17 protein-coding genes are annotated in these 24,114 nt (G+C 51.9%); 9 read left to right on the top strand and 8 right to left on the bottom strand.

All coding sequences use genetic code 11. The features are described 5' to 3' along the window. The first annotated feature begins 3 nt into the window (after positions 1-3). A complete protein-coding gene (locus ACF2G4_RS17870; protein WP_409075240.1) occupies positions 4-1,299 on the top strand; it encodes an MmgE/PrpD family protein in 1,296 nt (431 codons plus the stop codon). Positions 1,300-1,351: 52 nt separating this feature from the next. On the opposite strand, the gene acnB is transcribed toward ACF2G4_RS17870, so the two are convergent. Both acnB and ACF2G4_RS17860 read right to left on the bottom strand, forming a co-directional pair. After that, the gene (gene acnB, locus ACF2G4_RS17865; RefSeq protein WP_215847611.1) at positions 1,352-3,949 is read right to left on the bottom strand and encodes a bifunctional aconitate hydratase 2/2-methylisocitrate dehydratase; all 2,598 of its coding nucleotides are present in this window, start codon (positions 3,947-3,949) and stop codon (positions 1,352-1,354) included. Positions 3,950-4,188: 239 nt separating this feature from the next. After that, positions 4,189-5,184: an aldo/keto reductase gene (locus tag ACF2G4_RS17860; protein WP_243078581.1), complete on the bottom strand. Its 996-nt coding sequence runs from the start codon at positions 5,182-5,184 to the stop codon at positions 4,189-4,191. A gap of 98 nt (positions 5,185-5,282) precedes the next feature. On the opposite strand from ACF2G4_RS17860, the gene ACF2G4_RS17855 reads away from it, so the two are divergent. Then, the gene (locus ACF2G4_RS17855) at positions 5,283-6,182 is read left to right on the top strand and encodes a LysR family transcriptional regulator (RefSeq protein ID WP_243078582.1); all 900 of its coding nucleotides are present in this window, start codon (positions 5,283-5,285) and stop codon (positions 6,180-6,182) included. Positions 6,183-6,964: 782 nt separating this feature from the next. Here the strand turns inward: ACF2G4_RS17855 and lpdA are convergent. The 4 genes from lpdA to pdhR form a co-directional block, all read right to left on the bottom strand. Continuing rightward, positions 6,965-8,389, bottom strand: coding sequence for a dihydrolipoyl dehydrogenase (lpdA, locus tag ACF2G4_RS17850; protein WP_332625749.1), 1,425 nt, complete (start codon positions 8,387-8,389; stop codon positions 6,965-6,967). Positions 8,390-8,548: 159 nt separating this feature from the next. Then, a complete protein-coding gene (aceF, locus tag ACF2G4_RS17845) occupies positions 8,549-10,447 on the bottom strand; it encodes a pyruvate dehydrogenase complex dihydrolipoyllysine-residue acetyltransferase (RefSeq protein WP_243078583.1) in 1,899 nt (632 codons plus the stop codon). Between the two features lie 14 nt (positions 10,448-10,461). Then, positions 10,462-13,128 (bottom strand): pyruvate dehydrogenase (acetyl-transferring), homodimeric type, encoded by a 2,667-nt coding sequence (gene aceE / locus ACF2G4_RS17840; RefSeq protein ID WP_243078584.1) that lies wholly within the window; start codon positions 13,126-13,128, stop codon positions 10,462-10,464. Between the two features lie 103 nt (positions 13,129-13,231). Continuing rightward, entirely contained in the window at positions 13,232-13,996 is a 765-nt protein-coding gene (gene pdhR, locus ACF2G4_RS17835; protein WP_215847615.1) for a pyruvate dehydrogenase complex transcriptional repressor PdhR, read from the bottom strand. Positions 13,997-14,512: 516 nt separating this feature from the next. Between pdhR and aroP the strand changes: the two genes are divergently transcribed. From aroP to ACF2G4_RS17820, 3 genes are all read left to right on the top strand, one after another. Next, complete coding sequence (gene aroP, locus ACF2G4_RS17830; RefSeq protein ID WP_243078585.1) at positions 14,513-15,868, top strand: aromatic amino acid transporter AroP; 1,356 nt, start codon at positions 14,513-14,515, stop codon at positions 15,866-15,868. Positions 15,869-16,043: 175 nt separating this feature from the next. After that, the gene (locus ACF2G4_RS17825; RefSeq protein WP_215847617.1) at positions 16,044-17,456 is read left to right on the top strand and encodes a glycoside-pentoside-hexuronide (GPH):cation symporter; all 1,413 of its coding nucleotides are present in this window, start codon (positions 16,044-16,046) and stop codon (positions 17,454-17,456) included. After that, entirely contained in the window at positions 17,453-18,412 is a 960-nt protein-coding gene (locus tag ACF2G4_RS17820) for a family 43 glycosylhydrolase (RefSeq protein ID WP_243078587.1), read from the top strand. Before ACF2G4_RS17825 ends, ACF2G4_RS17820 begins: the two co-directional genes overlap by 4 nt. On the opposite strand, the gene ampE is transcribed toward ACF2G4_RS17820, so the two are convergent. Both ampE and ampD read right to left on the bottom strand, forming a co-directional pair. Further along, complete coding sequence (gene ampE / locus ACF2G4_RS17815) at positions 18,394-19,248, bottom strand: beta-lactamase regulator AmpE (RefSeq protein ID WP_215847619.1); 855 nt, start codon at positions 19,246-19,248, stop codon at positions 18,394-18,396. The genes ACF2G4_RS17820 and ampE overlap by 19 nt on opposite strands. Before the next feature lie 25 nt (positions 19,249-19,273). After that, entirely contained in the window at positions 19,274-19,816 is a 543-nt protein-coding gene (ampD, locus tag ACF2G4_RS17810; protein WP_243078588.1) for a 1,6-anhydro-N-acetylmuramyl-L-alanine amidase AmpD, read from the bottom strand. Positions 19,817-20,013: 197 nt separating this feature from the next. Here ampD and nadC point away from each other — a divergent pair, with 197 nt between their 5' ends. From nadC to hofC, 4 genes are all read left to right on the top strand, one after another. Continuing rightward, positions 20,014-20,910 (top strand): carboxylating nicotinate-nucleotide diphosphorylase, encoded by an 897-nt coding sequence (gene nadC / locus ACF2G4_RS17805; protein ID WP_332625637.1) that lies wholly within the window; start codon positions 20,014-20,016, stop codon positions 20,908-20,910. Between the two features lie 176 nt (positions 20,911-21,086). Continuing rightward, positions 21,087-21,542, top strand: coding sequence for a prepilin peptidase-dependent pilin (gene ppdD, locus ACF2G4_RS17800; RefSeq protein ID WP_409075239.1), 456 nt, complete (start codon positions 21,087-21,089; stop codon positions 21,540-21,542). After that, positions 21,529-22,914 carry a type II secretion system protein GspE gene (gene gspE, locus ACF2G4_RS17795; RefSeq protein ID WP_243078591.1) on the top strand — a complete coding sequence of 462 codons (1,386 nt, stop codon included), beginning with the start codon at positions 21,529-21,531 and terminating at the stop codon, positions 22,912-22,914. The genes ppdD and gspE overlap by 14 nt, the downstream gene beginning before the upstream one ends. Continuing rightward, the gene (gene hofC, locus ACF2G4_RS17790; RefSeq protein ID WP_243078592.1) at positions 22,907-24,106 is read left to right on the top strand and encodes a protein transport protein HofC; all 1,200 of its coding nucleotides are present in this window, start codon (positions 22,907-22,909) and stop codon (positions 24,104-24,106) included. The genes gspE and hofC overlap by 8 nt, the downstream gene beginning before the upstream one ends. The last annotated feature ends 8 nt before the right edge of the window (positions 24,107-24,114 follow it).

Here is a 24,114-nt window from a genome sequence, read left to right as displayed (position 1 = left end):
CTGATGACGTTGATCGAAACTTTAGCGCGCTGGTGTGCCGAGCCACCCGCCTTCTCGCCTCACGCGCAGCAGCTGGCGCGTGAGGCTATTACCGACACGCTGGCCTGCCTGGTTGCCGGGCGCGACGATTTTTCTACCCGCGCCGTGGCACAAGCCTGGTCTGCCGATGCCCGCAGCGTGGCAGTCGATGCACTGATTAACGCGACCGCAGCGCATGCAATCGACTTTGACGACAACTTCGCACCGGGGATGAGTCACGCTTCTGCCGTTTTAGTGCCGGCGCTGCTCGCGGTGGCACTGGCCGAAAAGTGCAGCGGATCGGCGCTGATCAAAGCCTATTTGATTGGCTTGCAGGCGCAGGCATTTATCGGCGATGCGGTGGGATATGGTCATTACACCGCAGGCTGGCACGGCACCTCAACCGTTGGTTGCATTGGCAGCGCGGCGGGCGTGGCGGCGCTGTTGGGTCATGATACGGCGGCAATTGCGCGTACGCTGAGCATTGCCGTTAGCCTCGCTAGCGGTGTAAAAGGCCAGTTCGGTACGCCATTAAAACCCTTCCATGCCGGGATGGCGGCACGTAACGCCGTTGACGCCGCAACGCTGGCAAGCACCGGTATCAGCGGTCGTCTGGACATCATTGAATGCCCTATGGGGTTTGCTGAACTCTACGATGGGATGCTGCAAGTGCCAACGCTGCCGGAAAGCAGCGATCCGCATGTAATTGAAAGCATCGGCGTAATGCCAAAGAAACATCCCTGCTGCGGTTCTACTCATCGCATTCTCGACGCCATTGCCGACCTGCAACAGCAGCAGCAGTTTCAGTTGGATGATATTGAACAGATACATTGTCAGGTGGGCATTGCGAACTGGCGTAACCTCGCCTATACACAGCCAGAAGATGAGATGCAGGCACGCTTTTCCATGCCCTATTGCGTGGCGGTGATGTTGCAGCGAGGCGCATTAAGCGTGGCCGATTTTACTGCCGAGGCGGTAAAGCATCAGGCAAAAAACCCCTTGTTATTGCGGGTAAAAATGGACGCCTGGACGCCAGAGCAGGAAGCAGAACAGCGCGATTTACCGCATATACTGACGCTGACGCTAAAAGAAGGTCGAGAAATCATCCATTCACGTTATCAGGCCAAAGGAACGCAAGCTGAACCTTTTAGTGAGGCGGAGCGGCGATCAAAATTTTTGGATTGCTGTGGCGAACTCACCGATCGGGAGCGGCTTTTTTCTCGCTTGTCTGCGCTGGAACAGGAAACTACGCTGCATTTTTTACGGGAAATGATGGCGTAAACAGAAAAGAAAAAGGGGCGAATCATCGCCCCTTGTTGCTATCGCTTGACGATTAAACCGCGGTCTGGAAAATCACGCCGTCGGCTTTCTCAGTGTACTGATCCAGCTTATCGAAGTTCAGGTAGCGGTAAGTATCGGTGGCAGTCTTATCCACCTGCGCCATGAACTGCTGATACTCTTCTGGCGTAGGCAGCTTGCCTAACAGAGAAGAGACCGCAGCCAGTTCCGCTGACGCCAGGAAGACATTCGCGCCGGTTCCCAAACGGTTCGGGAAGTTACGGGTTGAAGTCGATACCACGGTTGCGCCGTCTGCTACACGTGCCTGGTTACCCATACACAGTGAACAGCCTGGAATCTCGATACGTGCACCGCTCTTACCGAAGACGCTGTAATAGCCCTCTTCTGTCAGCTGCGCGGCATCCATTTTGGTTGGCGGAGCCACCCAAAGACGCGTTGGCAACTGGCCTTTGTGACTGTCGAGCAGTTTACCGGCAGCGCGGAAGTGACCGATGTTGGTCATGCATGAACCGATGAAGACTTCATCGATCTTCTCGCCCTGTACGTCAGACAACCAGCGAGCATCGTCTGGATCGTTCGGTGCGCACAGGATCGGCTCTTTGATCTCAGCCAGATCGATATCGATAACGGCGGCATATTCCGCATCCGCATCGGCTTCAAGCAGCTGAGGATCGTCTAACCATTTCTGCATGCCTTCAACACGGCGCTCAAGCGTACGACGATCGCCATAACCTTCAGCAATCATCCATTTCAGCAGCACGATATTGGAGCTGAGGTACTCTTTGATCGGAGCCTGATCCAGCTTGATGGTACAGCCTGCGGCAGAACGTTCTGCTGACGCATCGGTCAGTTCGAATGCCTGCTCAACTTTCAGATCTGGCAAGCCTTCAATTTCCAGGATGCGGCCAGAGAAGATGTTTTTCTTCCCTTTCTTCTCAACGGTCAGCAAACCTTGCTTGATGGCGTAAAGCGGAATTGCATGCACCAGATCGCGCAACGTGATGCCCGGCTCCATCTTACCTTTGAAGCGCACCAGCACCGATTCCGGCATGTCGAGCGGCATTACGCCCGTCGCAGCAGCAAATGCCACCAGACCAGAACCCGCCGGGAAAGAGATACCGATTGGGAAACGGGTGTGAGAATCACCGCCGGTGCCGACCGTATCTGGCAGCAGCATGCGGTTCAGCCATGAGTGAATCACGCCGTCGCCTGGACGCAGTGACACACCGCCACGGTTCATGATGAAGTCTGGCAGCGTATGGTGCGTGTTCACGTCAACCGGCTTTGGATATGCCGCAGTGTGACAGAACGACTGCATCACCAGATCGGTGGAGAAGCCAAGACACGCCAAATCTTTCAGTTCATCACGGGTCATTGGACCGGTAGTGTCCTGAGAACCGACGGAAGTCATTTTTGGTTCGCAATAGGCGCCTGGGCGAATGCCGACGGTGCCGCATGCACGACCCACCATCTTCTGTGCCAGCGAGTAACCGCGGCTGCTTTCTGCCACATCTTTCGCCTGGCGGAAGACATTGCTGATTGGCAAGCCCAGTGACTCACGCGCTTTGCTGGTCAAGCCGCGACCGATGATCAGCGGAATACGGCCACCGGCGCGCACTTCGTCAATCAGAACTTCGGTTTTCAGCTCAAAGTTAGCGAGCAGATCGCCGGTTTCATGGTTGCGGACTTCGCCTTTGAACGGATAGATGTCAATAACATCACCCATGTTCAGGTCGCTAACGTCGACTTCGATCGGCAGTGCACCGGCATCTTCCATGGTGTTAAAGAAGATTGGCGCAATTTTGCTGCCCAATACCACGCCGCCGCCTTTCTTGTTTGGCACGTTCGGGATGTCGTCACCCATAAACCACAGCACCGAGTTGGTGGCAGATTTACGTGATGAACCGGTACCGACAACATCACCGACGTACGCCAGCGGGAAGCCTTTGGCTTGCAGCGCTTCGATCTGTTTGATCGGGCCGACACTGCCTGCTTCATCTGGCTCAATGCCTTCACGGGCATTTTTCAGCATCGCTAAAGCATGCAATGGGATGTCTGGACGTGACCACGCATCCGGCGCTGGAGAGAGGTCATCCGTGTTGGTTTCACCGGTTACTTTGAAAACTGTAACAGTGATTTTTTCTGCTAACTCTGGACGAGACAGATACCACTCGGCGTCTGCCCAGGATTGCATCACCTGTTTGGCATATTCATTGCCCGCTTTGGCTTTCTCTTCTACATCGTAGAAGCTGTCAAACATCAGCAGCGTGCGAGAAAGCGCCTTCGCAGAGATAGGTGCCAGTTTGGCATCATCAAGAGCTTCAATCAGCGGATGAATGTTGTAACCGCCTTGCATGGTGCCGAGCAGTTCAACCGCTTTTTCAGGGGATACCAGAGGAGAGGTTGCTTCGCCCTTGGCGATGGCCGCCAGGAATCCCGCTTTTACATACGCCGCTTCATCGACGCCGGGTGGAACACGGTTGACCAAAAGATCGATCAAAAATTCATCTTCACCCGCAGGCGGGCTTTTCAGCAGTTCAACCAGCGCGGCCATCTGGGAAGCATCTAAAGGCTTAGCTACGATTCCCTGGGCTGCACGCTCGGCAACGTGCTTACGGTATTCTTCTAGCACGACTTTCTCCTCGCTCTCATTGTATGGGTTTCCGGTGCACCCCGATGACAAAGCATTCCGTGAGTAGGGTAAGGTGCCCGGTTCCGCGTGGGGCAGCATAGCAGGATTTCGCCTGATTGTTAATCTGTTTACAAAAAAGCAACATTGTTAACTTCTGTAGCAGATTTAGCTAGAAAACGCCGTTGAGACGAAAAAAAGCAGGGCATTACGCACCTGCTTTTTAACTAATGAGGGGCAGATTATGGGTTATCAACCAGGCCCATTTCTGCGCGGGAATAGCGTTCACCCTGAACGTTCTGCGCGGCAAAGAGCGCATCGAGTTGAGCTACATCTGCCGCCTGTAGCCTGACATTGACTGCCGCACAGTTATCTTCCAGATGATGAATTTTACTGGCGCCAGGAATCGGTACAATATCTTCACCTTTTGCTAATACCCACGCCAATGCCATTTGTGCCGCAGTAATATCATAACCTTGTGCCATTTTAGTGAGTTGATTAACTAACTTTTGGTTATGCTCCTGCGCCTGTTGCTGAAAACGCGGTAAACCGCGACGGAAATCATCTTCCGCGAATGTGTGACTTAGCTTGCCCGTCAGGAAACCGCGTCCGAGTGGGCTGTAAGGCACGAATCCGATGTTTAACTGACGACAGGCCGCTAAAATTCCCTGCTCCGGGTCGCGCGTCCATAACGAATATTCACTTTGTACCGCTGAGATGGGATGTACCGCATGCGCACGATGCAAGGTCGCTGCAGAGATTTCTGACAGCCCGAGATAGCGAACTTTGCCCTCCTTCACTAACGCCGCCATCACACCTACCACCTCTTCAATCGGCACGTTGGGATCGAGGCGATGCTGATAAAGCAGCTCAATGGTTTCCACCCCTAAACGCTGTAACGATCCTTCTACTGCGCGGCGGATATGTGCCGGATCGCTGTTTACGCCCGTGACGCGCTGCCAGCCCTCGCCCTCTTCATTAATGCGGAAACCAAACTTTGTGGCGATTTTTACCTGACCATGCCGACCTTTAATCGCTTTCGCGATCAGTTCCTCATTGGTAAAAGGCCCGTACACTTCAGCGGTATCGAGAAAATCCACGCCCAGATCGAATGCACGATTAAGCGTGTTTAGTGCCTGCTGCGCATCATTTTGGCCATAGGCGAACGTCATCCCCATGCAGCCTAAACCCAATGCTGATACGCGTAATCCCTGATTGCCCAATTGACGTTGTTGCATGGTTCTCTCCTCGTTGTGTTCAGTGTTAATGTTATATCCCTCAACAATCACGGCAACAATTGTGCTTATCTTGCCGATTTAGTGAGTAAAACTCAGCAATGACCCATCATCGCGCCACGCTTCAGGAACTTGAAATGTTCGCTGCTATCGCTCAGCACCGCAGCTTTCGTAAGGCTGCAGAGGAGCGAAATGTCACGCCTTCTGCACTCAGTCACGCCATGCGCAATTTTGAGCAGCGCCTGGACGTGCGGCTGTTAAATCGCACTACACGTAATGTGGCGCTGACCGAAGCGGGCGAACGTTTTCTCCAGCGCATTCAACCCGCTTTACTCGACTTGTCCCAAGCGGTGGATGAACTCAATGACTGGCGCAGCGATCCGCGTGGAACCCTAAAGCTCAATATGCCGCGCTCGGCAGAAGCTTTGTTCTTCGACTCGCTGATTTTGCCGTTTGTGCAGCGCTATCCTGAGATTACGCTTGAGATCGACAGCAACGATGCGCTGGTAGATATCATTGATGCTGGATATGACGCGGGTATTCGCTACGGCGATGTACTGGCGCAGGACATGATTGCCCTGCCTTTCGGCCCGCCAATGCGCGCGCTGGCGGTGGCAAGCCCTGCTTATATTGCGCGCTACGGCGCACCGCAAACGCCAGATGCCCTACTGAAATTTCCCTGTATTGAGCGCCGCTTTCCCAGCGGCCGTCGTTATCGTTGGGAGTTTTGGACGGAGGGACGGAAACAGGAAGTCTCTGTCAGCGGCACGCTGGTCCTGGATAATAACGAACGTATTTTGCAGGCGGCGCTGGCAGGTGCAGGGATCGCCTTTTTGCACCAGGCTACCGTGGAACAAAGCCTGGATGAAGGGACGTTAGTGGAGGTACTCGCGGAATATACTGGCTATGCAGAAGGGTTCTGGCTCTATTATCCCAGCCGTCGTTATTTATCGACGCCGCTAAGACATTTCATTAACTGGTTGCGAGAGAATAAGGATTGAGCCAATCAATAATTGCATTTAAATAAATCATTAAAATTAAGAAATTGAGCGATAAAAAGCGAGCCATACTGAACCACGGCTTGCTTTGATGACATTAAAAGAAAAATCAATATACCCTTCATTACGCAAAGCCAAACAACCCTTGACTCATTAAAAAATAAATCAAGTCAGAAAAAAACAACGCTTATTTAGTTAATTTTACGAATCGTATTACAAGCTCATTTACTAACTTAATTAAATTCAATAAAAAAACACAGGCAAGGGAAGAATAAATGAAATTAAATAAGATGTGAGTAGGCTGCCGGTGGGCGCTTGAGGCTTTCTGCTTCAGGCATCAGCCTTAGCTGGAAGAGGGAAAACCCCACTGACAATATCGTCGAATATTGCCCACGGGAGAACTACCCTAACATTTGGATACTGTCACGGTAGCCTCTCGCTTGCATAAAAAACAGAGGTTATTATGAAACCGAAACAGGGATTACTCATTATTAATGGCTAATGCTTCCAGGGGTAACGCTAGCGCGTCGTCACGCCTTACGTGAGTTACGGTTAAATGTAATGAGTACTGAAACTCGGTTGTACTTAATTACGAAAAAAAACAGGAAGCACTTCGTTAATAGCGGCGTTCGCGCCGCTATTTCTGATAATGTAGATGTTAGCTTAAACGCCCCTTTATACGTAATAAACATTATATTTTACTTATTGTTTTATTTAATCTTTTTAAAGGGATGCGGAATAAAAAACGGCTCCTTTCGGAGCCGTTTAATGAGTGACTTAGAGGCTTATTTCTTTTTCGCTTTCGCGTTTGGCAGATCGGTGATGCTGCCTTCAAAGATTTCTGCCGCCAGACCAACAGATTCATGCAGCGTTGGGTGAGCATGGATAGTCAATGCGATATCTTCCGCATCGCAGCCCATCTCAATCGCCAGGCCGATTTCGCCCAGCAGCTCGCCGCCGTTAGTCCCGACAACGGCGCCACCAATCACACGGTGCGTTTCTTTGTCGAAAATCAGCTTGGTCATGCCGTCTGCACAGTCAGAAGCGATAGCACGACCTGAAGCAGCCCACGGGAAAGTGGACGTTTCATAGCTAATGCCTTTCTCTTTCGCTTCTTTCTCGGTCAGACCCACCCAGGCAACTTCTGGCTCGGTGTAAGCAATTGATGGAATCACTTTTGGATCAAAGTAGTGCTTCAGACCAGAAATCACTTCAGCGGCAACGTGACCTTCGTGCACGCCTTTGTGCGCCAGCATTGGCTGACCGACGATATCGCCGATAGCGTAGATGTGCGGCACATTGGTACGCATTTGCTTGTCAACGCGGATGAAGCCACGATCGTCCACTTCCACGCCCGCTTTACCCGCATCAAGTCCTTTACCGTTTGGCACACGACCAATCGCAACCAGCACCGCATCATAACGCTGCGCTTCGCCCGGAGCTTTTTTGCCTTCCATAGAAACGTAGATGCCGTCATCTTTCGCTTCAACAGCGGTGACTTTAGTTTCCAGCATCAGGTTGAATTTCTTGCTGATGCGTTTGGTAAAGACTTTCACTACGTCTTTATCGGCAGCCGGGATCACCTGGTCGAACATTTCAACCACATCGATCTCTGAACCCAGCGCTTTATAAACGGTCGCCATTTCCAGACCGATAATACCGCCGCCCATAACCAGCAGACGTTTCGGCACTTCTTTCAGCTCCAGCGCGTCTGTGGAATCCCATACGCGGGGATCTTCATGAGGAATAAATGGCAGTTCAATTGGACGTGAACCCGCAGCGATAATGGCGTTGTCGAAGTTAATGGTGGTTGATCCACCTTCGCCTTCAACCACCAGCGTGTTGGCACCCGTGAATTTGCCGAGGCCAGTAACCACTTTCACTTTACGGCCTTTCGCCATACCCGCGAGGCCACCAGTCAACTGGTTGATAACCTTCTCTTTCCAGGAACGAATTTTGTTGATGTCAGTTTGCGGCTGGCCAAACACGATACCGTGCTCTTCCAGAGCTTTGGCTTCGTCGATCACTTTGGCGACGTGCAGCAGCGCTTTTGACGGGATACAGCCTACGTTCAGACAAACACCACCGAGGGTGCTGTAACGCTCAACGATTACGGTTTCCAGACCTAAATCAGCGCAACGGAAGGCTGCAGAGTAACCTGCAGGACCTGCCCCAAGTACCACGACTTGAGTTTTAATCTCTGTACTCATCATGACCTCTTATTTGATATCCGGCGGGTCAGACGTTCTTATGATGCCCTTGTTCCACCGGGACTTTCACCGCAAGAGTTTACAGAATTGTTAACAAACTGCCAACCGCGGTGCTACGAATGTTACAAGAAGGCCGGCATTTGCCGGCCTTGTTTGTACTTACATCACCAGACGACGAATATCTGCTAACAGGTTGCCAACGATGGTAATGAAACGTGCACCATCAGCACCGTCAATGACACGGTGATCGAAGGAAAGAGAGATTGGCATCATCAGACGCGGCGCAAACTCTTTACCGTTCCATACCGGCTCCATGGCAGACTTGGAGACACCAAGGATAGCCACTTCTGGCGCGTTAACGATCGGCGCGAAGTGAGTCGTACCCAAACCGCCAAGGCTGGAGATCGTAAAGCATCCGCCCTGCATGTCGCCCGCAGTCAGCTTGCCATCGCGCGCTTTCTTCGAGATCGCCATCAACTCACGAGACAGCTCGGTGATGCCTTTCTTGTTCACGTCTTTAAATACCGGAACAACCAGGCCATTTGGTGTATCCACTGCCACACCGATGTTGATGTATTTCTTCAACGTCAGCTTCTGCGCATCTTCGGACAGCGAGCTGTTGAAGCGTGGCATCTGCTCAAGAGCAGCGGCAACCGCTTTCATGATGAACACTACTGGCGTGAATTTCACATCCAGTTTACGTTTCTCAGCTTCAGCGTTCTGCTGCTTACGGAAGGCTTCCAGCTCGGTGATATCTGTTTTATCGAAATGCGTAACGTGAGGGATCATCACCCAGTTACGGCTCAGGTTCGCACCAGAAATTTTCTGAATACGACCCAGTTCGACTTCTTCGATTTCGCCAAACTTGCTGAAGTCGACTTTCGGCCATGGCAACATGCCCGGCAAACCGCCACCGCTGGCTGCAGTCGGTGCTGCTTCCGCACGTTTAACCGCATCTTTCACGTAAGACTGTACGTCTTCTTTCAGGATGCGACCTTTACGGCCGGTGCCTTTCACTTTCGCCAGGTTAACACCGAACTCGCGGGCCAGACGACGGATAACCGGCGTGGCATGTACGTAAGCATCATTCTCTGCAAACTCGCCTTTGGCTTCGGCTTTCGCCGGTGCCGCAGCGGGTTTAGCGTCAGTTTTGGCAGGTGCCGCAGTCTCTTGCTTCGCTGCTGGAGCTGGAGCCGCAGCCGGTGCTGCACCTTCAACTTCGAACTCCATGATCAGTGAACCGGTGCTGACTTTATCGCCCGTCGACACTTTCAGCGCTTTCACGGTGCCGGCGAACGGTGCAGGCACTTCCATCGAAGCCTTATCGCCTTCAACCACAATCAGTGATTGCTCAGCTTCGACTTTGTCGCCGACTTTCACCAGAACTTCGGTCACTTCGACTTCATCGCCGCCGATATCCGGCACGTTGACGTCTTTGGCGCCCGCAGCGGCGGCAGGAGCCGTTGCTGCTGCTTCTTTCACTTCTGGCTTCGCTTCGGCCGCAGGTGCTGCGCCTTCTGCTTCAAACACCATAATGTGAGAACCGGTATTCACTTTGTCACCGGTAGAGATTTTGATCTCTTTCACGGTGCCAGCGAACGGAGCCGGCACTTCCATCGAGGCTTTGTCGCCTTCAACCACAATCAGTGATTGTTCAGCTTCCACTTTGTCACCGACTTTCACCAAAATCTCTGTGACTTCGACTTCATCGCCGCCGATATCCGGGACGTTGACGTCTTTGCTCGAGGTAGCAGTAGCAGCGGCTGGCGCTGGCGCCGCCTCTGATTTTTTCTCTTCCGCTGGCGCTGGCGCAGCTTCTGCTGCACCTTCTGCGTCAAACATCATGATCAAAGAGCCCGTTTCGACTTTATCGCCGGTAGAAATTTTAATCTCTTTAACCACGCCGGCCTGCGGTGAAGGCACTTCCATCGAAGCTTTGTCGCCTTCCACGGTGATCAGCGACTGCTCGGCTTCCACCTTGTCGCCAACTTTGACCAGAATTTCGGTGACTTCAACTTCATCAGACCCGATGTCCGGTACCTTAATTTCGATAGCCATTACTCTTTTACCTCTTAAGCCAGACGCGGGTTAACTTTATCGGCATCGATATTGAACTTGGTAATCGCTTCCGCTACCACTTTCTTATCGATTTCGCCACGTTTAGCCAGCTCGCCCAGTGCCGCAACCACCACATAAGAAGCATCAACTTCGAAGTGATGACGCAGATTTTCACGGCTATCCGAACGACCAAAGCCGTCGGTACCCAACACGCGATAATCGCTAGCAGGGACATAGCTGCGAACCTGCTCGGCAAACAGTTTCATGTAGTCGGTTGACGCCACCGCTGGCGCATCACTCATTACCTGAGCGATGTAAGGAACGCGTGCTTCTTCGGTCGGATGCAGCATGTTCCAGCGCTCACAATCCTGGCCATCACGCGCCAGTTCGGTGAACGAGGTGACGCTGAATACGTCAGAACCGATGCCGTAATCTTTCGCCAGGATCTGCGCAGCTTCACGCACATGACGCAGGATTGAACCTGAACCCAACAGCTGGACTTTACCTTTGCTGCCTTCCACGGTTTCCAGCTTGTAGATACCTTTACGGATACCTTCTTCAACGCCTTGCGGCATCGCTGGCATGCGGTAGTTTTCGTTCAGCGTGGTGATGTAGTAATAAATATTTTCCTGCGCTTCGCCATACATACGTTTCAGGCCATCTTGCATGATGACAGCCACTTCGTAGGCATAAGACGGATCGTAAGAAATACAGTTCGGGATAGTCAGCGACTGAATATGGCTGTGACCATCTTCATGCTGCAGACCTTCGCCGTTCAGCGTGGTACGACCGGAAGTACCGCCGACCAGGAAGCCGCGCGCCTGTTGGTCGCCCGCCAGCCACATCAAATCACCAATACGTTGGAAACCGAACATCGAGTAATAGATGTAGAACGGAATCATTGGCAAGTTGTTGGTGCTGTAAGAGGTCGCCGCCGCCAGCCAGGATGAACCTGCACCCAGCTCGTTGATCCCTTCCTGCAGAATTTGACCTTTCTCGTCTTCTTTATAGTAAGCAACCTGCTCACGGTCCTGCGGGGTATATTGCTGACCGTTCGGGCTGTAAATACCAATCTGACGGAACAGACCTTCCATACCAAAGGTACGCGCTTCGTCAGCAAGGATAGGAACCAGACGATCTTTGATCGACTTGTTCTTCAGCATCACGTTCAGGGCACGCACGAAGGCGATGGTGGTAGAGATCTCTTTGTTCTGCTCTTCCAGCAGCGCACCGAACTCTTCCAACGCAGGCATTTCCAGTTTTTCAGTAAACTGTGGCTGACGTGAAGGCAGATAACCGCCTAACTTCTCGCGCTGAGCGTGCAGATAGGTGTGCTCTTCAGAACCTTCTTCGAAGGTGACGTAAGGCAGCTCTTCAATTTTTTCATCGGCAACAGGCACGTTGAAGCGATCGCGGATATAGCGAACGCCGTCCATGTTCATTTTCTTCACCTGGTGAGCAATGTTCTTGCCTTCCGCGGTGTCGCCCATACCATAACCTTTGATGGTGTGCGCCAGAATCAGAACCGGTTTGCCTTTGGTGTCTTGCGCTTTTTTCAGTGCTGCATAGACTTTCTTCGGATCGTGGCCGCCACGGTTCAATGCCCAGATTTCATCATCGGACAGATCTTTAACCAGCTCAGCTGTTTCCGGATATTTACCAAAGAAATGCTCACGCACGTAAGCGCCGTCACGTGATTTGAAGGTCTGATAATCGCCATCAACGGTTTCGTTCATCAGTTGGATCAGTTTGCCGCTGGTATCTTTACGCAGCAACTCATCCCAACGACCGCCCCAGATCACTTTGATCACTTCCCAGCCTGCGCCAGCGAAGATGCCTTCCAGCTCATTGATGATCTTGCCGTTACCAGTGACCGGACCATCCAGACGCTGCAGGTTACAGTTGATGATGAAGACCAGGTTATCCAGTTTTTCACGGGTGGCGATAGTGATCGCACCTTTGGATTCTGGCTCATCCATCTCACCATCACCCAGGAAGGCGTAAACGGTTTGTGCTGAGGTATCTTTCAGGCCACGGTGTTCCAGATATTTCAGGAATTTAGCCTGATAAATTGCCGTCAATGGACCAAGGCCCATGGAAACGGTCGGGAACTGCCAGAATTCTGGCATCAGTTTCGGGTGCGGATATGATGACAAACCTTTGCCATCCACTTCCTGACGGAAGTTATTCATTTGCTCTTCGGTCAGACGACCTTCGAGGAACGCACGCGCATAGATGCCTGGAGAAATGTGACCCTGGAAATAAACCAGATCGCCGCCATCTTTGTCACTGCGCGCGCGGAAGAAGTGGTTAAAGCACACTTCATAAATGGTTGCAGAAGACTGGAAGGAAGAGAGGTGGCCGCCCAGCTCCAGATCTTTCTTCGATGCACGCAGCACCGACATGACAGCGTTCCAGCGGATTGCGGAACGGATACGACGTTCAAGAGAGGTATTCCCCGGATAATCCGGTTCATCTTCAACGGCAATAGAGTTGATGTAGTTGCTGATTGCAGAGGAACCTGCAGCAACTTTCACGCCGCCTTTGCGGGCTGCACCCAGTACCTGATCAATCAGATACTGCGCACGTTCTACACCTTCTTCACGGATGACCGATTCGATCGCCTGTAGCCAGTCACGAGTTTCGATCGGATCCACGTCATTGTGTAAACGTTCTGACATGGGTGTGTTCCTTATCTGTGTCTAATACGTTGAATAATCGGGAGCCTGTAAAGCTTAAGGGAGACAGGCTCGTCGCACATGTCCGCACGATCTGTGTCGCACGTTATTCCTTACGTTGCTGTAAACGACGTAGGGAGCGTTCTCGACGGCTCTGCTCCCGACTTCTGTCCAGCAAGATTTCCTCTATGAACGCCAGGTGACGATGTGAAGCTTCGCGTGCTTGTTCTGGCTCACGAGCCACAATCGCCTCAAATATACTGGCGCGGTGACCACTCACTTTCGCCAGCATTTCTCGGCGCGAGTAGAGTAATTCGAAATTCTGGCGGACGTTTTTCTCCAGCATCGGCCCCATCGAGCGTAGCAAATGCAATAGCACAACGTTATGGGCCGCTTCTGTGACAGCAATTTGATACTGCATTACTGCGTCCGCTTCGGCGTCTAAATCGCCGCTATCTTGCGCCTGCTGAATCTGAACATGGCAGTCACGAATACGCTGCACATCATCTTCTGTACCACGCAATGCCGCGTAATAGGCGGCGATACCTTCAAGCGCGTGACGCGTTTCCAGCAGGTCAAACTGTGATTCCGGATGGTCGGCGAGAAGCTCAACGAGCGGATCGCTCATGCTTTGCCAGAGATGTTCTTGTACGAACGTTCCGCCGCCTTGACGGCGTAGCAACAATCCTTTGGCTTCTAAGCGCTGGATTGCCTCGCGGAGTGACGGACGTGAGACATCGAATTGTTTGGCGAGTTCGCGCTCTGGGAGCAGCTTCTCTCCCGGACGAAGCGTCCCTTCCATAATCAACGATTCGAGCTGTTGCTCGATTGCGTCGGAGAGCTTGGGTTGGCGAATCTTACTGTAAGCCATCTTCCCTTCTTATTATGCCAATCGTCCGGAGTAAATTGGTAATACCAATTGCAAAATGGTGGCCGTAAAGTAACAAAGTATTCACCTTGTGTCTATATGGCTTCCGTCACATATCAATCCAGTGCTGCCATGGCCTGACGCTAAGTTACCGTTAAAAAAATGAAAAATTAGTGTCACGCCAAATGTTAAATATTTTCACTTTTACCAAACCTTACACGCGGTTAGTGAATTAAGACACGACTTACCATAAGGCAAACTTATTCGTGTTTAGTGTTATTTCGTGGCAGAAATTCTGCTGCATTTTTTATGCAAGAAACGGCGGATTTTAGGCCAACTCCCCGCACGAAAAGCGAAAGCAGGTGCAAAGCGATGCGCTTATCACTATTCTTGTCGCCATGGTAGCAGTGAGCAGCATATCCCGCGCCTGATACTGTAAAAAAATCAATACGTTAATGTAACCACTTCATTACAGCGAACTTGCGCTGCGAGCGAAGAATTCAACATCACGAGGTTTGTATGGAACAACAGCACGGCGAAGCGCTGCAGCGCGGTCTTAAGAACCGCCATATTCAGCTGATCGCGCTGGGTGGTGCGGTGGGGACCGGTCTATTTCTGGGCAGTGCATCGGTCATAAAATCTGCCGGACCGGCCGTTATTCTGGGTTATGCCATCGCTGGCTTTATCGCTTTTCTCATCATGCGTCAGTTGGGCGAAATGGTGGTTGAAGAGCCGGTTGCTGGTAGCTTTAGCCACTTTGCCTATAAATACTGGGGCAACTTTGCAGGTTTCGCTTCGGGCTGGAACTATTGGGTTCTGTATGTCTTAGTGGCCATGGCGGAACTCACTGCGGTAGGCAAATACATTCAGTTCTGGTGGCCAGACTTCCCCACCTGGGCTTCGGCAGCCATCTTCTTCGTGATGATCAACGCCATCAACCTGACCAATGTAAAAGTGTTTGGTGAGATGGAATTCTGGTTCGCCATTATTAAAGTGGTTGCCGTTATTGGTATGATCCTGTTTGGCGGCTGGCTGCTGTTCAGCGGTCACGGCGGCCCGCAAGCCACGGTAAGAAACCTGTGGGAACAAGGCGGATTCTTCCCGAACGGTTTTGGCGGCTTGGTGATGGTGATGGCCATTATCATGTTCTCGTTTGGTGGCCTGGAACTGGTTGGGATCACGGCGGCAGAAGCTGACAATCCAGAAACCAGTATTCCGAAAGCGACTAACCAAGTGCTGTGGCGCATCCTGATCTTCTATATCGGTTCTCTGACCGTATTGCTGTCACTGATGCCGTGGACACGCGTCACCGCTGAAACCAGTCCGTTCGTCTTTATCTTCCACGAATTAGGTGATGCCATGGTGGCTAACGCCCTAAACGTGGTGATCCTGACAGCGGCGTTATCGGTTTATAACAGCTGTGTTTACTGCAACAGCCGTATGCTGTTTGGTCTGGCGCAACAAGGCAATGCGCCAAAAGCACTGCTTAAAGTTGATCGCCGCGGCGTGCCGGTTATGACAATTCTGGTTTCAGCCGTTGCTACCGCGCTGTGTGTGTTGATCAACTACCTGATGCCAGGCGAAGCGTTCGGTCTGCTGATGTCGCTGGTGGTTTCCGCGCTGGTGATCAACTGGGCGATGATCAGCCTTGCTCACCTGAAATTCCGCAGGAAGAAAGATCAGCAAGGCGTGACAACGCGCTTCAAAGCGCTGTTCTACCCAATCGGTAACTGGATTTGCCTGGTGTTTCTGGCCGGTATTTTGGTGCTCATGGCTATCACGCCGGGCATGGCCATTTCTGTCTGGCTGATCCCCGTCTGGTTGGTGATTTTGGGCATTGGTTACATGATTAAAAAGCACACGCAGAAAGCTTAATCTGCTGCCCGCCGACGTTTGTTAAACCTCGGCGGGTTTTCTTTCAAACTTCTGATCTCAGTCACACTTCTCTCTCCACACCTGTTTTGTCCATCTTAGTGACGAATTGTTGCCAGCCATGATATTGATTTAACGATGATAATTCCTGCTCACACCGGATGCGCAGGAGAAGACCATGAAAGGTGCAGCCCTCTCATTTCGAGAAAAGCTTGGATACGGCATGGGCGATGCCGGATGTAACATGATTGGCGGTGCCATCATGCTATTCCTCAACTATTTCTATACCGATGTTTTTGGCCTGGCCCCCGCGCTGGTGGGCACGTTATTGCTTTCAGTTCGCGTACTGGATGCGGTGACCGATCCGATTATGGGTGCCATTGCTGACCGCACTCAAAGCCGTTGGGGACGTTTCCGTCCATGGCTACTCTGGATTTCCGTACCTTATGTGTTGTTCAGCGTCATGATGTTTACTACGCCGGACTGGCGCTACGAATACAAGGTGATCTGGGCTTTCGTCACCTACTTCCTGATGTCGCTAACCTACACCGCGATAAATATCCCTTACTGCTCACTGGGTGGCGTCATTACTAACGATCCCAGCGAACGCGTTTCCTGTCAGTCTTACCGCTTCGTGATGGTGGGAATTGCGACACTGATTTTGTCGCTCTCTTTGCTCCCTATGGCGGAATGGTTTGGTGGAGAGGACAAAGCGCGCGGTTATCAAATGGCGATGGGCGTACTCGCTCTGATTGGGCTGGGCATGTTTCTGTTCTGTTTTGCGAACGTGCGTGAACGCATCCACCCCGCCGTTCCGAGCCATGACGATTTGAAAAAGGATATGCGCGACGTCTGGAAAAACGATCAGTGGGTGCGCATTTTGCTGCTCACGTTCTGCAATGTTTGCCCTGGCTTCATTCGCATGGCCGCAACCATGTATTACGTGACGTGGGTGATGGGACAAAGCACGCATTTCGCTACGATTTTCATCAGTCTGGGTGTGATTGGCATGATGTTGGGCAGCACGCTGGCAAAAGTACTGACCGATCGCTGGTGCAAACTCAAAGTCTTTTTCTGGACCAATATCGCGCTGGCACTGTTTTCCTGCGGCTTTTATTGGATCGATCCGCACGCCACTGTCATGGTGGTGGTCGCCTACTTCCTGCTGAATATCCTGCATCAGATTCCTTCGCCGTTGCACTGGTCATTAATGGCTGACGTTGATGATTACGGTGAATGGAAAACCGGCAAGCGTATTACCGGGATGAGTTTTTCCGGCAATCTGTTCTTTTTGAAAGTAGGCCTGGCGGTCGCAGGCGCGATGGTGGGTTTTCTGTTGTCATTTTATGGCTACGATGCCGGCGCTAAACAGCAATCTCCGCAAGCCGTCAACGGCATCATATTGCTGTTCACTGTGATTCCCGGCGTAGGCTACTTGATTACTGCGGGTGTGGTTCGCCTGATGAAGGTAGACCGCAAAATGATGCAAACCATTCAGGCCGATCTGGCTCTGCGTCGAGAAAACTTCCGTGATTTACAACCGCTTCATCAACGCGACGGCGTCGCCACTCAAACTGGAGAAGTAAAATGAGCACTATCTTGCCGAATCCTTTTATCGAGCAGCGCGCTGATCCTTTCATTTTGCTTCATCAGCAGCACTATTATTTCATCGCGTCGGTGCCGGAATATGATCGTTTAGAGATTCGACGGGCCTCGTCGCTGCAAGGGTTACGTGATGCTGAAGCTGTTGTGGTGTGGCGCAAACCGGAAAGCGGCCCATGCAGCGAACTGATCTGGGCACCTGAACTGCATAATATTAATGGACAATGGGTAATCTATTTCGCCGCAGCCCCAACGCGTGACATCAAAGATGGGCTGTTTCAGCATCGTATGTATGCGCTGGTCTGCGACGACGCCGATCCTCTCAGCGGTCAATGGCAACCGTGCCGTCGCGTTTTCACCCACATTGACAGCTTTTCATTAGATGCCACGCACTTCGTTCATCAGGGAAAAAACTGGTATCTCTGGGCACAAAAAGATCCGACGATTCCCGGTAACTCCAACCTCTATCTCGCTGAATTGCTCAATCCCTGGACGCTGAAAGGCACGCCAGTGATGCTAAGCCGCCCTGAATATGAGTGGGAATGTGCCGGGTTTAGCGTAAACGAAGGACCTGCGGTGATTACCCATGGCCAGCGACTTTTTGTCAGTTATTCTGCTAGCGCAACGGACGAAAATTACTGTATGGGTCTGTTATCGATAGCATTAGATGCACCGCTGTTACAGCCTGAAGCGTGGCACAAATCTGCACGTCCAGTATTTGGTTCAAGCTGGGATAACCATCAATATGGTCCGGGGCATAACTGCTTCACGCAAGATGAGGAAGGCCGGGATGTGCTGGTGTATCACGCACGTAACTACACCGAAATTGAGGGCGACCCGCTGTGGGACCCAAACCGCCACACGCGGCTGAAATACATTGAGTGGCGAGAAGACGGCACACCAGACTTTGGTGTACCGCCTGCCGATTACACTAACGTGCCGTAAATTGTTAGCAACGCCACAACGACAACTAACACCAGCGAAATACGCTTGGCTAACGCCACCGCAACACGTGGCGTTTCAACTTTATCTGTATGCGGATCACGCTCCAGCGAGAACTGCGCCAGGCTGGTTAATACCTGATATTGCGAACGGTGACGATCGGTCAGCGAAGCAAACCAGGCCGGCAAGGCTTTTTCGCCGTGTCCTAGCAGGGCATAAGCGACACCCGCCAGTCGGACCGGGATCCAGTCCACAAGATGCAAAATGCCATCAACACCTGATTGCGCTCGCGCCATCGGTGTTTGATGTTTTGCCAACCAACTTTGCCAGGCACGTAAAAAAGCGTATCCCACCAGCAAAACCGGCCCCCACGCGCCACCTGCCACAAACCAGAACAGCGGAGCGAGGTAGAAACGGAAGTTAATCCAGATCAGCGCATTTTGCAGTTCCCGCAGAAACTCGCGCTCGCTGCATTCAACCGGCACCCCGTGAATAAGTGTTAATTCTGCAGCCATTGCCTGATGCGCAGCGGCATCGTCGTGGCTAGCCGCTTTTAAATAGTTGTGATAATGCAATCGCACCGAGCCTGCGCCAATACACAACAAACCGATCATAATCCAGAACAGCAGTTGCGCCACGCCAAACAGTAGCCCTTTTAGGCTCCACACCACCAGTGCTGTTATCGCCATCGCTAAAACCATCATGAGCAGCGTACGCATCATTGAAAAGTGCTGCCGACGACGAAACAGAGGCTCAAGTCGATGATCGAACTGCCAATGCTCGCCCAGTTTGAACAGGCGCTCCCAGCCTAAAACTAATAACAAGGTAAACAACGTCATACAGACTCCAGGAAAGTCAGAATTTTTATTGCGTTAACAGCTGCTTATAGTATTCCCAGTCAAAAGCAGGACCGGGATCAGTTTTACGTTCTGGCGCGATATCACTGTGCCCGGTAATCCGCGATGGCGTCAGCGGATACGTTTGCATCAGCAACTGCGTTACCTGCTGTAATGATTGATATTGTGCTTCGGTATAAGGCTCAACATCGGTGCCTTCAAGCTCAATACCGATCGAATAATCATTGCAGTTATCGCGCCCTCTAAACTGCGAAACGCCTGCATGCCAGGCGCGCTTATCAAAAGAGACATATTGAACAATTTCGCCATCGCGGCGAATCAAGCAATGTGCCGCAACGCGGAGGTGCGCAATATCGGCAAAATAAGGATGCGCATCCGCAGGCAAGGTGCCGGTAAACAGGCGATCAATCCACGGACCGCCAAATTCGCCCGGCGGTAAGCTGATGTTATGAATCACCAACAATGAAGGCGCTTCCTCTGCAGGACGATCGTTGCAGTGTGGCGAGGGCACCCGACGCGCATGGCTCAGCCAACCTTGTTCAATTTTCATGCCGATTTCCTTATACAAACCTGGCTGAGAATAACATGTATTTTAAGGGATTCTTGCGTCTTAATGCGTCGATTCTGAGGCCAGGACAATATGCAAGTTAAGGATACTAAACAAAACCCTTCTCCTTGCTGGCATGAATATGCCTTTCAGGCTATTGTGAACGCCACATTCATTGACCCTTTTGGAGCAAAACGCTTATGTCTACGCGTCGTTATGATCCAGACAGCCGCCGTCAGGCGCTGATTGAGCGCATCGAAAATGATATCCCCGAAGCCGTTGCACGTGCTTTGCAGGAAGATCTTGGCGGCGATATCGATAGCGAGCGTGATATTACTGCTCAGCTTTTGCCAGCAGATACTCAAGCCCATGCACAAGTAATCACACGGGAAGCCGGTGTTTTCTGTGGTAAACGCTGGGTGGAAGAGGTGTTTAACCAACTGGGTTCACACGTCTCCCTGACCTGGCATATAGAAGATGGTCAGGCGGTGGTGCCTGATCAGCTGCTGTTCGAAATTGAAGGTTCTGCTCGCTTGTTACTGACTGCTGAGCGTACCGCGCTGAATTTCGTCCAAACGCTTTCAGGCGTGGCGAGTGAAGTCAGCCGTTACGTGAAGTTGCTGGAAGGCAGCCAAACACAGCTGCTGGATACACGAAAAACGTTGCCCGGCCTGCGTACTGCGCTGAAATATGCGGTGCTTTGCGGCGGCGGTAATAATCATCGATTGGGTCTGTCGGATGCCTTTTTAATCAAAGAAAATCATATTATTGCCAGCGGCTCAATTCGTCAGGCGGTAGAGAAAGCCTTCTGGCTGCACCCTGATGTGCCGGTAGAAGTCGAAGTTGAATCTATAGACGAATTGAACCAGGCGCTGGACGCCGCAGCCGATATCATCATGCTGGATAATTTCAGCCTTGATGAAATGCGTGAAGCCGTCAAAATTACGCATGGCCGTTCGCTGCTTGAGGTATCGGGCAACGTTACCGAAACCACGCTGCCACAAATCGCCCAAACCGGCGTGGATTATGTTTCTGTCGGCGCATTGACTAAACACGTGCGTGCGCTCGACCTCTCTATGCGTTTTCAACAAAAATAGACCGCGAAGCCGGACGCCTGTTCCGGCTCATTTTGCGGGCTCGCTTCCACCGCTCTGCTCTTTTACCTGCAACATCACTGATTGCCTGCGTAATAACATCCATCCGCTAAAGACACCGCTGTCGCTGACCCTGCGATATTTTTTAGGCTGTCTCCTTCTTATTCAGGAGACATGCAATGAATGCTCAACGTGGTTTTACCTTGGTCGAATTGATGATTGTGGTGGGCATTGTTGCCATCCTCAGCGCCATCGGCCTCCCCGCTTATCAAAACTATCTGCAACGTGCAGCGCTTACCGACATGTTGCAAACCATGGTGCCCTATAAAACGGCGGTAGAACTTTGTGCCATCGAACGTGGAGGGCCAACGCAATGCCAGGCAGGGCAGCGCGGCATTCCTGCTGCCAAAGGCTCGCGCTATGTCTCTTCTTTGAGCGTAACCAATGGCATCATTACGCTGTCAGGCCAGGAAAGCCTGAACGGCTTGAGCGTAGAGATGCTACCGATTTGGGACAGCAATGAAGGAGGCCTTAACTGGCAGCGTAGCTGTACCAGCAGTAATACCAGCCTGCGTGACAATTGCCTGGCGCAATTCCGCTTCGCGGATAAAGGAGCTGGCGATGAAAAAGTCTAAGAATGCAATCACTTCTCTGTGCCAGCGCCATCAGGCGATTGTGTTACACCACGATGCGACACAGCTACGTGTAGCGGTTACCGAATCGGTTCCTTCAGGCTTGGCTGAAGCACTGCATTTTGCCAGCCAGTGTCAGATTGAGATTGAGTGCTGGCCGCAGGCGCGGATGGATCAGTTTCAGCATGCCGAGCAGCCGTTAGTTGCCCGTGAAGCTACGCCAACCGAATCAGCCATTGAAGCCACGCAGCAGATTTTGCGTCAGGCGCTGCAGCGACGCGCTTCAGATATTCATATTGAACCTTTGCAGCATGGTTTAAGGATCAGGTTACGCATTGATGGCGTCCTTCATCCGCTCTCCTCATTGCCAGATACTCAACCTGCAGCGCTGTTAGCGAGGTTGAAAATTTTGGGTGGATTAGATATCGCTGAGCGTCGCTTACCGCAAGATGGGCAATTCAGCATGGAGATCGAAGGCAAACCGGCTTCTTTTCGCTTGTCCACGTTACCCATCAACCGTGGCGAAAAAGCGGTCGTGCGCCTGCTTCAAAGTGAAAATGCCGCTTTGTCGCTGGATAAACTGGGCTTGCCAGCCGCCCAGTTACGCCTTATCACGAGCGCATTAGCACAGCCACAAGGTTTGATTTTGGTTACTGGCCCCACCGGCAGCGGTAAAACTTTTACGCTGTATAGCGGGCTGAGCGCCCTTAATAAGCCAGAGAAAAATGTGTGCAGCGTTGAAGATCCCATTGAGATCCCGCTGCCTGGGATTAATCAGACGCAGATTAACCCCAAGTGTGGCCTTGATTTTAACCGCGTATTGCGTGCCCTGCTGCGTCAGGATCCCGATGTCATTATGGTGGGTGAAATACGTGATGCAGAAACGGCAGAAATCGCCGTTAAGGCGGCACAAACCGGACATTTGGTGTTATCGACGCTTCACACTAATTCCACCGCAGAAACATTGACGCGATTGCGCCAAATGGGGATTCCTGGCTACCTGCTGGGCTCTGCGCTGCGCCTGATTGTTGCGCAGCGCTTAGTCAGGCGCTTATGTCCACACTGCCGCCAGCCTGCGCAGGCAGTCGCGCATTATCCCTCGGAACTTTGGCCTGGCACGCTACAAACCTGGCGAGCACCCGGCTGCGATCACTGTTTTTCCGGCTATTTTGGTCGACTGGCGCTGTTTGAACTGCTGCCTGTTACGGCCAAGCTTCAGAACGCTATTGCCGCTGAAATGCCGCTTGATAGCCTGCTGGCATTGGCAAAACAGCAAGGAATGCGATCGCTGCTAGCGGCAGGACTCGAAGCCGTTAGCCGGGGCGATACCTCGTTAGAGGAAATGCAACGCGTGATAGGACTCGACGATGGCTAATCTGTGTCTGTACAGTTGGCAAGCCGTCGACAGTAAAGGCGAACTGCAAAGTGGCAAAAGCCTGGCGCTTAATAGTGATCGACTGCTTGTGGATCTGACTGAAAACGATCTGCTGCCAATCAACTGGAAGCGAGATAAAGTCTGGTGCCAGCGCGACTGGAAATGGCAGCAGAAAATAGATCTGATTCGTCAACTTGCGACGCTACTAAAAGCAGGATTGCCCCTTTCAGAAGGATTAATACTGCTTGCTGAAGGGCATCCGCATAAAGGCTGGCAAGCCTTGCTTGTAGCGCTTCAGCAACGTGTGTTATCGGGTGAACCTTTTTCGCAGGCATTACGTGACTGGCCGCAGATTTTCCCGCCACTTTTTCCTGCATTGATGGAGGTGGGAGAATTAACCGGCCAGCTGGATATATGTTGCGCGCAATTGGCACACCAGCAGGCTCGGCAGCAACATCTCTGGAGTAAAGTGATCAAGGCGCTACGTTATCCGCTGTTTATTTTAATGGTGGCTATCGCGGTTTCGTGTGGGATGCTGCTTTTCGTGCTGCCTGAATTTGTCTCCGTTTACGCATCCTTTGATGCTCCCCTTCCCGCATTTACCGCAGCAGTCATGCAACTTTCCACCGGCTTGCAGTCATGGGGCTTACCGCTGACATTCCTGTTCATGTTCATTTTGCTGGGTTGGCGAGAGTTACGGCGTCGTTCAAGCGTCTGGCAGCGTTACGAACAGCGTATGCTTTTACGCATTCCAATATTGGCAGGATTGTGGCGTGGCAGCCAACTGACTCAGGTGTACACGATTTTGCAGCTAACCCAACAAGCCGGGCTGACATTGCTGCAAGGGTTGGAGGCTGTGCAGGTTACGCTCTCCTCATTGCTCTGGCGCGAAGCCATTGAGAGGCTGCAACAGCATATTTCGCAAGGAAAGCCACTGCATCAGGCACTCGATAATCATCCCTTGTTTACCGCACTGTGTGGCCAATTGGTGCGTGTTGGCGAAGAGGCTGGTGCATTAGATGTCATGCTGGCGCGTCTGGCTGAATGGCATGAAGATCAAACATTGAGCCGCGCAGATAGCCTCGCAGCCTCACTGGAACCAATGATGATGGTCATTATTGGGGGAATTGTCGGCACGCTGGTCATTGCCATGTACTTACCGGTTTTTGGTCTGGGCGATGCTATGCATTAGGGCGCGCT

This window comes from Pantoea phytostimulans (genome assembly GCF_046118715.1).
GTDB classification, from domain to species: Bacteria; Pseudomonadota; Gammaproteobacteria; order Enterobacterales; family Enterobacteriaceae; genus Pantoea; species Pantoea phytostimulans.
The sequence above is the reverse complement of the archived record's forward strand: the minus strand, read 5'-3'. Positions and strand labels throughout refer to the sequence as shown.

Coding starts and splice junctions, on each gene's coding strand:
- ampD (WP_243078588.1), bottom strand. CDS start 19,816: ATGAAAATTGAACAAGGTTGGCTGAGCCATGCGCGTCGGGTGCCCTCG.
- ACF2G4_RS17855 (WP_243078582.1), top strand. CDS start 5,283: ATGACCCATCATCGCGCCACGCTTCAGGAACTTGAAATGTTCGCTGCT.
- ACF2G4_RS17870 (WP_409075240.1), top strand. CDS start 4: ATGACGTTGATCGAAACTTTAGCGCGCTGGTGTGCCGAGCCACCCGCC.
- ACF2G4_RS17860 (WP_243078581.1), bottom strand. CDS start 5,184: ATGCAACAACGTCAATTGGGCAATCAGGGATTACGCGTATCAGCATTG.
- aroP (WP_243078585.1), top strand. CDS start 14,513: ATGGAACAACAGCACGGCGAAGCGCTGCAGCGCGGTCTTAAGAACCGC.
- aceE (WP_243078584.1), bottom strand. CDS start 13,128: ATGTCAGAACGTTTACACAATGACGTGGATCCGATCGAAACTCGTGAC.
- ACF2G4_RS17820 (WP_243078587.1), top strand. CDS start 17,453: ATGAGCACTATCTTGCCGAATCCTTTTATCGAGCAGCGCGCTGATCCT.
- lpdA (WP_332625749.1), bottom strand. CDS start 8,389: ATGAGTACAGAGATTAAAACTCAAGTCGTGGTACTTGGGGCAGGTCCT.
- ampE (WP_215847619.1), bottom strand. CDS start 19,248: ATGACGTTGTTTACCTTGTTATTAGTTTTAGGCTGGGAGCGCCTGTTC.
- aceF (WP_243078583.1), bottom strand. CDS start 10,447: ATGGCTATCGAAATTAAGGTACCGGACATCGGGTCTGATGAAGTTGAA.
- ppdD (WP_409075239.1), top strand. CDS start 21,087: ATGAATGCTCAACGTGGTTTTACCTTGGTCGAATTGATGATTGTGGTG.
- ACF2G4_RS17825 (WP_215847617.1), top strand. CDS start 16,044: ATGAAAGGTGCAGCCCTCTCATTTCGAGAAAAGCTTGGATACGGCATG.
- pdhR (WP_215847615.1), bottom strand. CDS start 13,996: ATGGCTTACAGTAAGATTCGCCAACCCAAGCTCTCCGACGCAATCGAG.
- gspE (WP_243078591.1), top strand. CDS start 21,529: ATGAAAAAGTCTAAGAATGCAATCACTTCTCTGTGCCAGCGCCATCAG.
- hofC (WP_243078592.1), top strand. CDS start 22,907: ATGGCTAATCTGTGTCTGTACAGTTGGCAAGCCGTCGACAGTAAAGGC.
- nadC (WP_332625637.1), top strand. CDS start 20,014: ATGTCTACGCGTCGTTATGATCCAGACAGCCGCCGTCAGGCGCTGATT.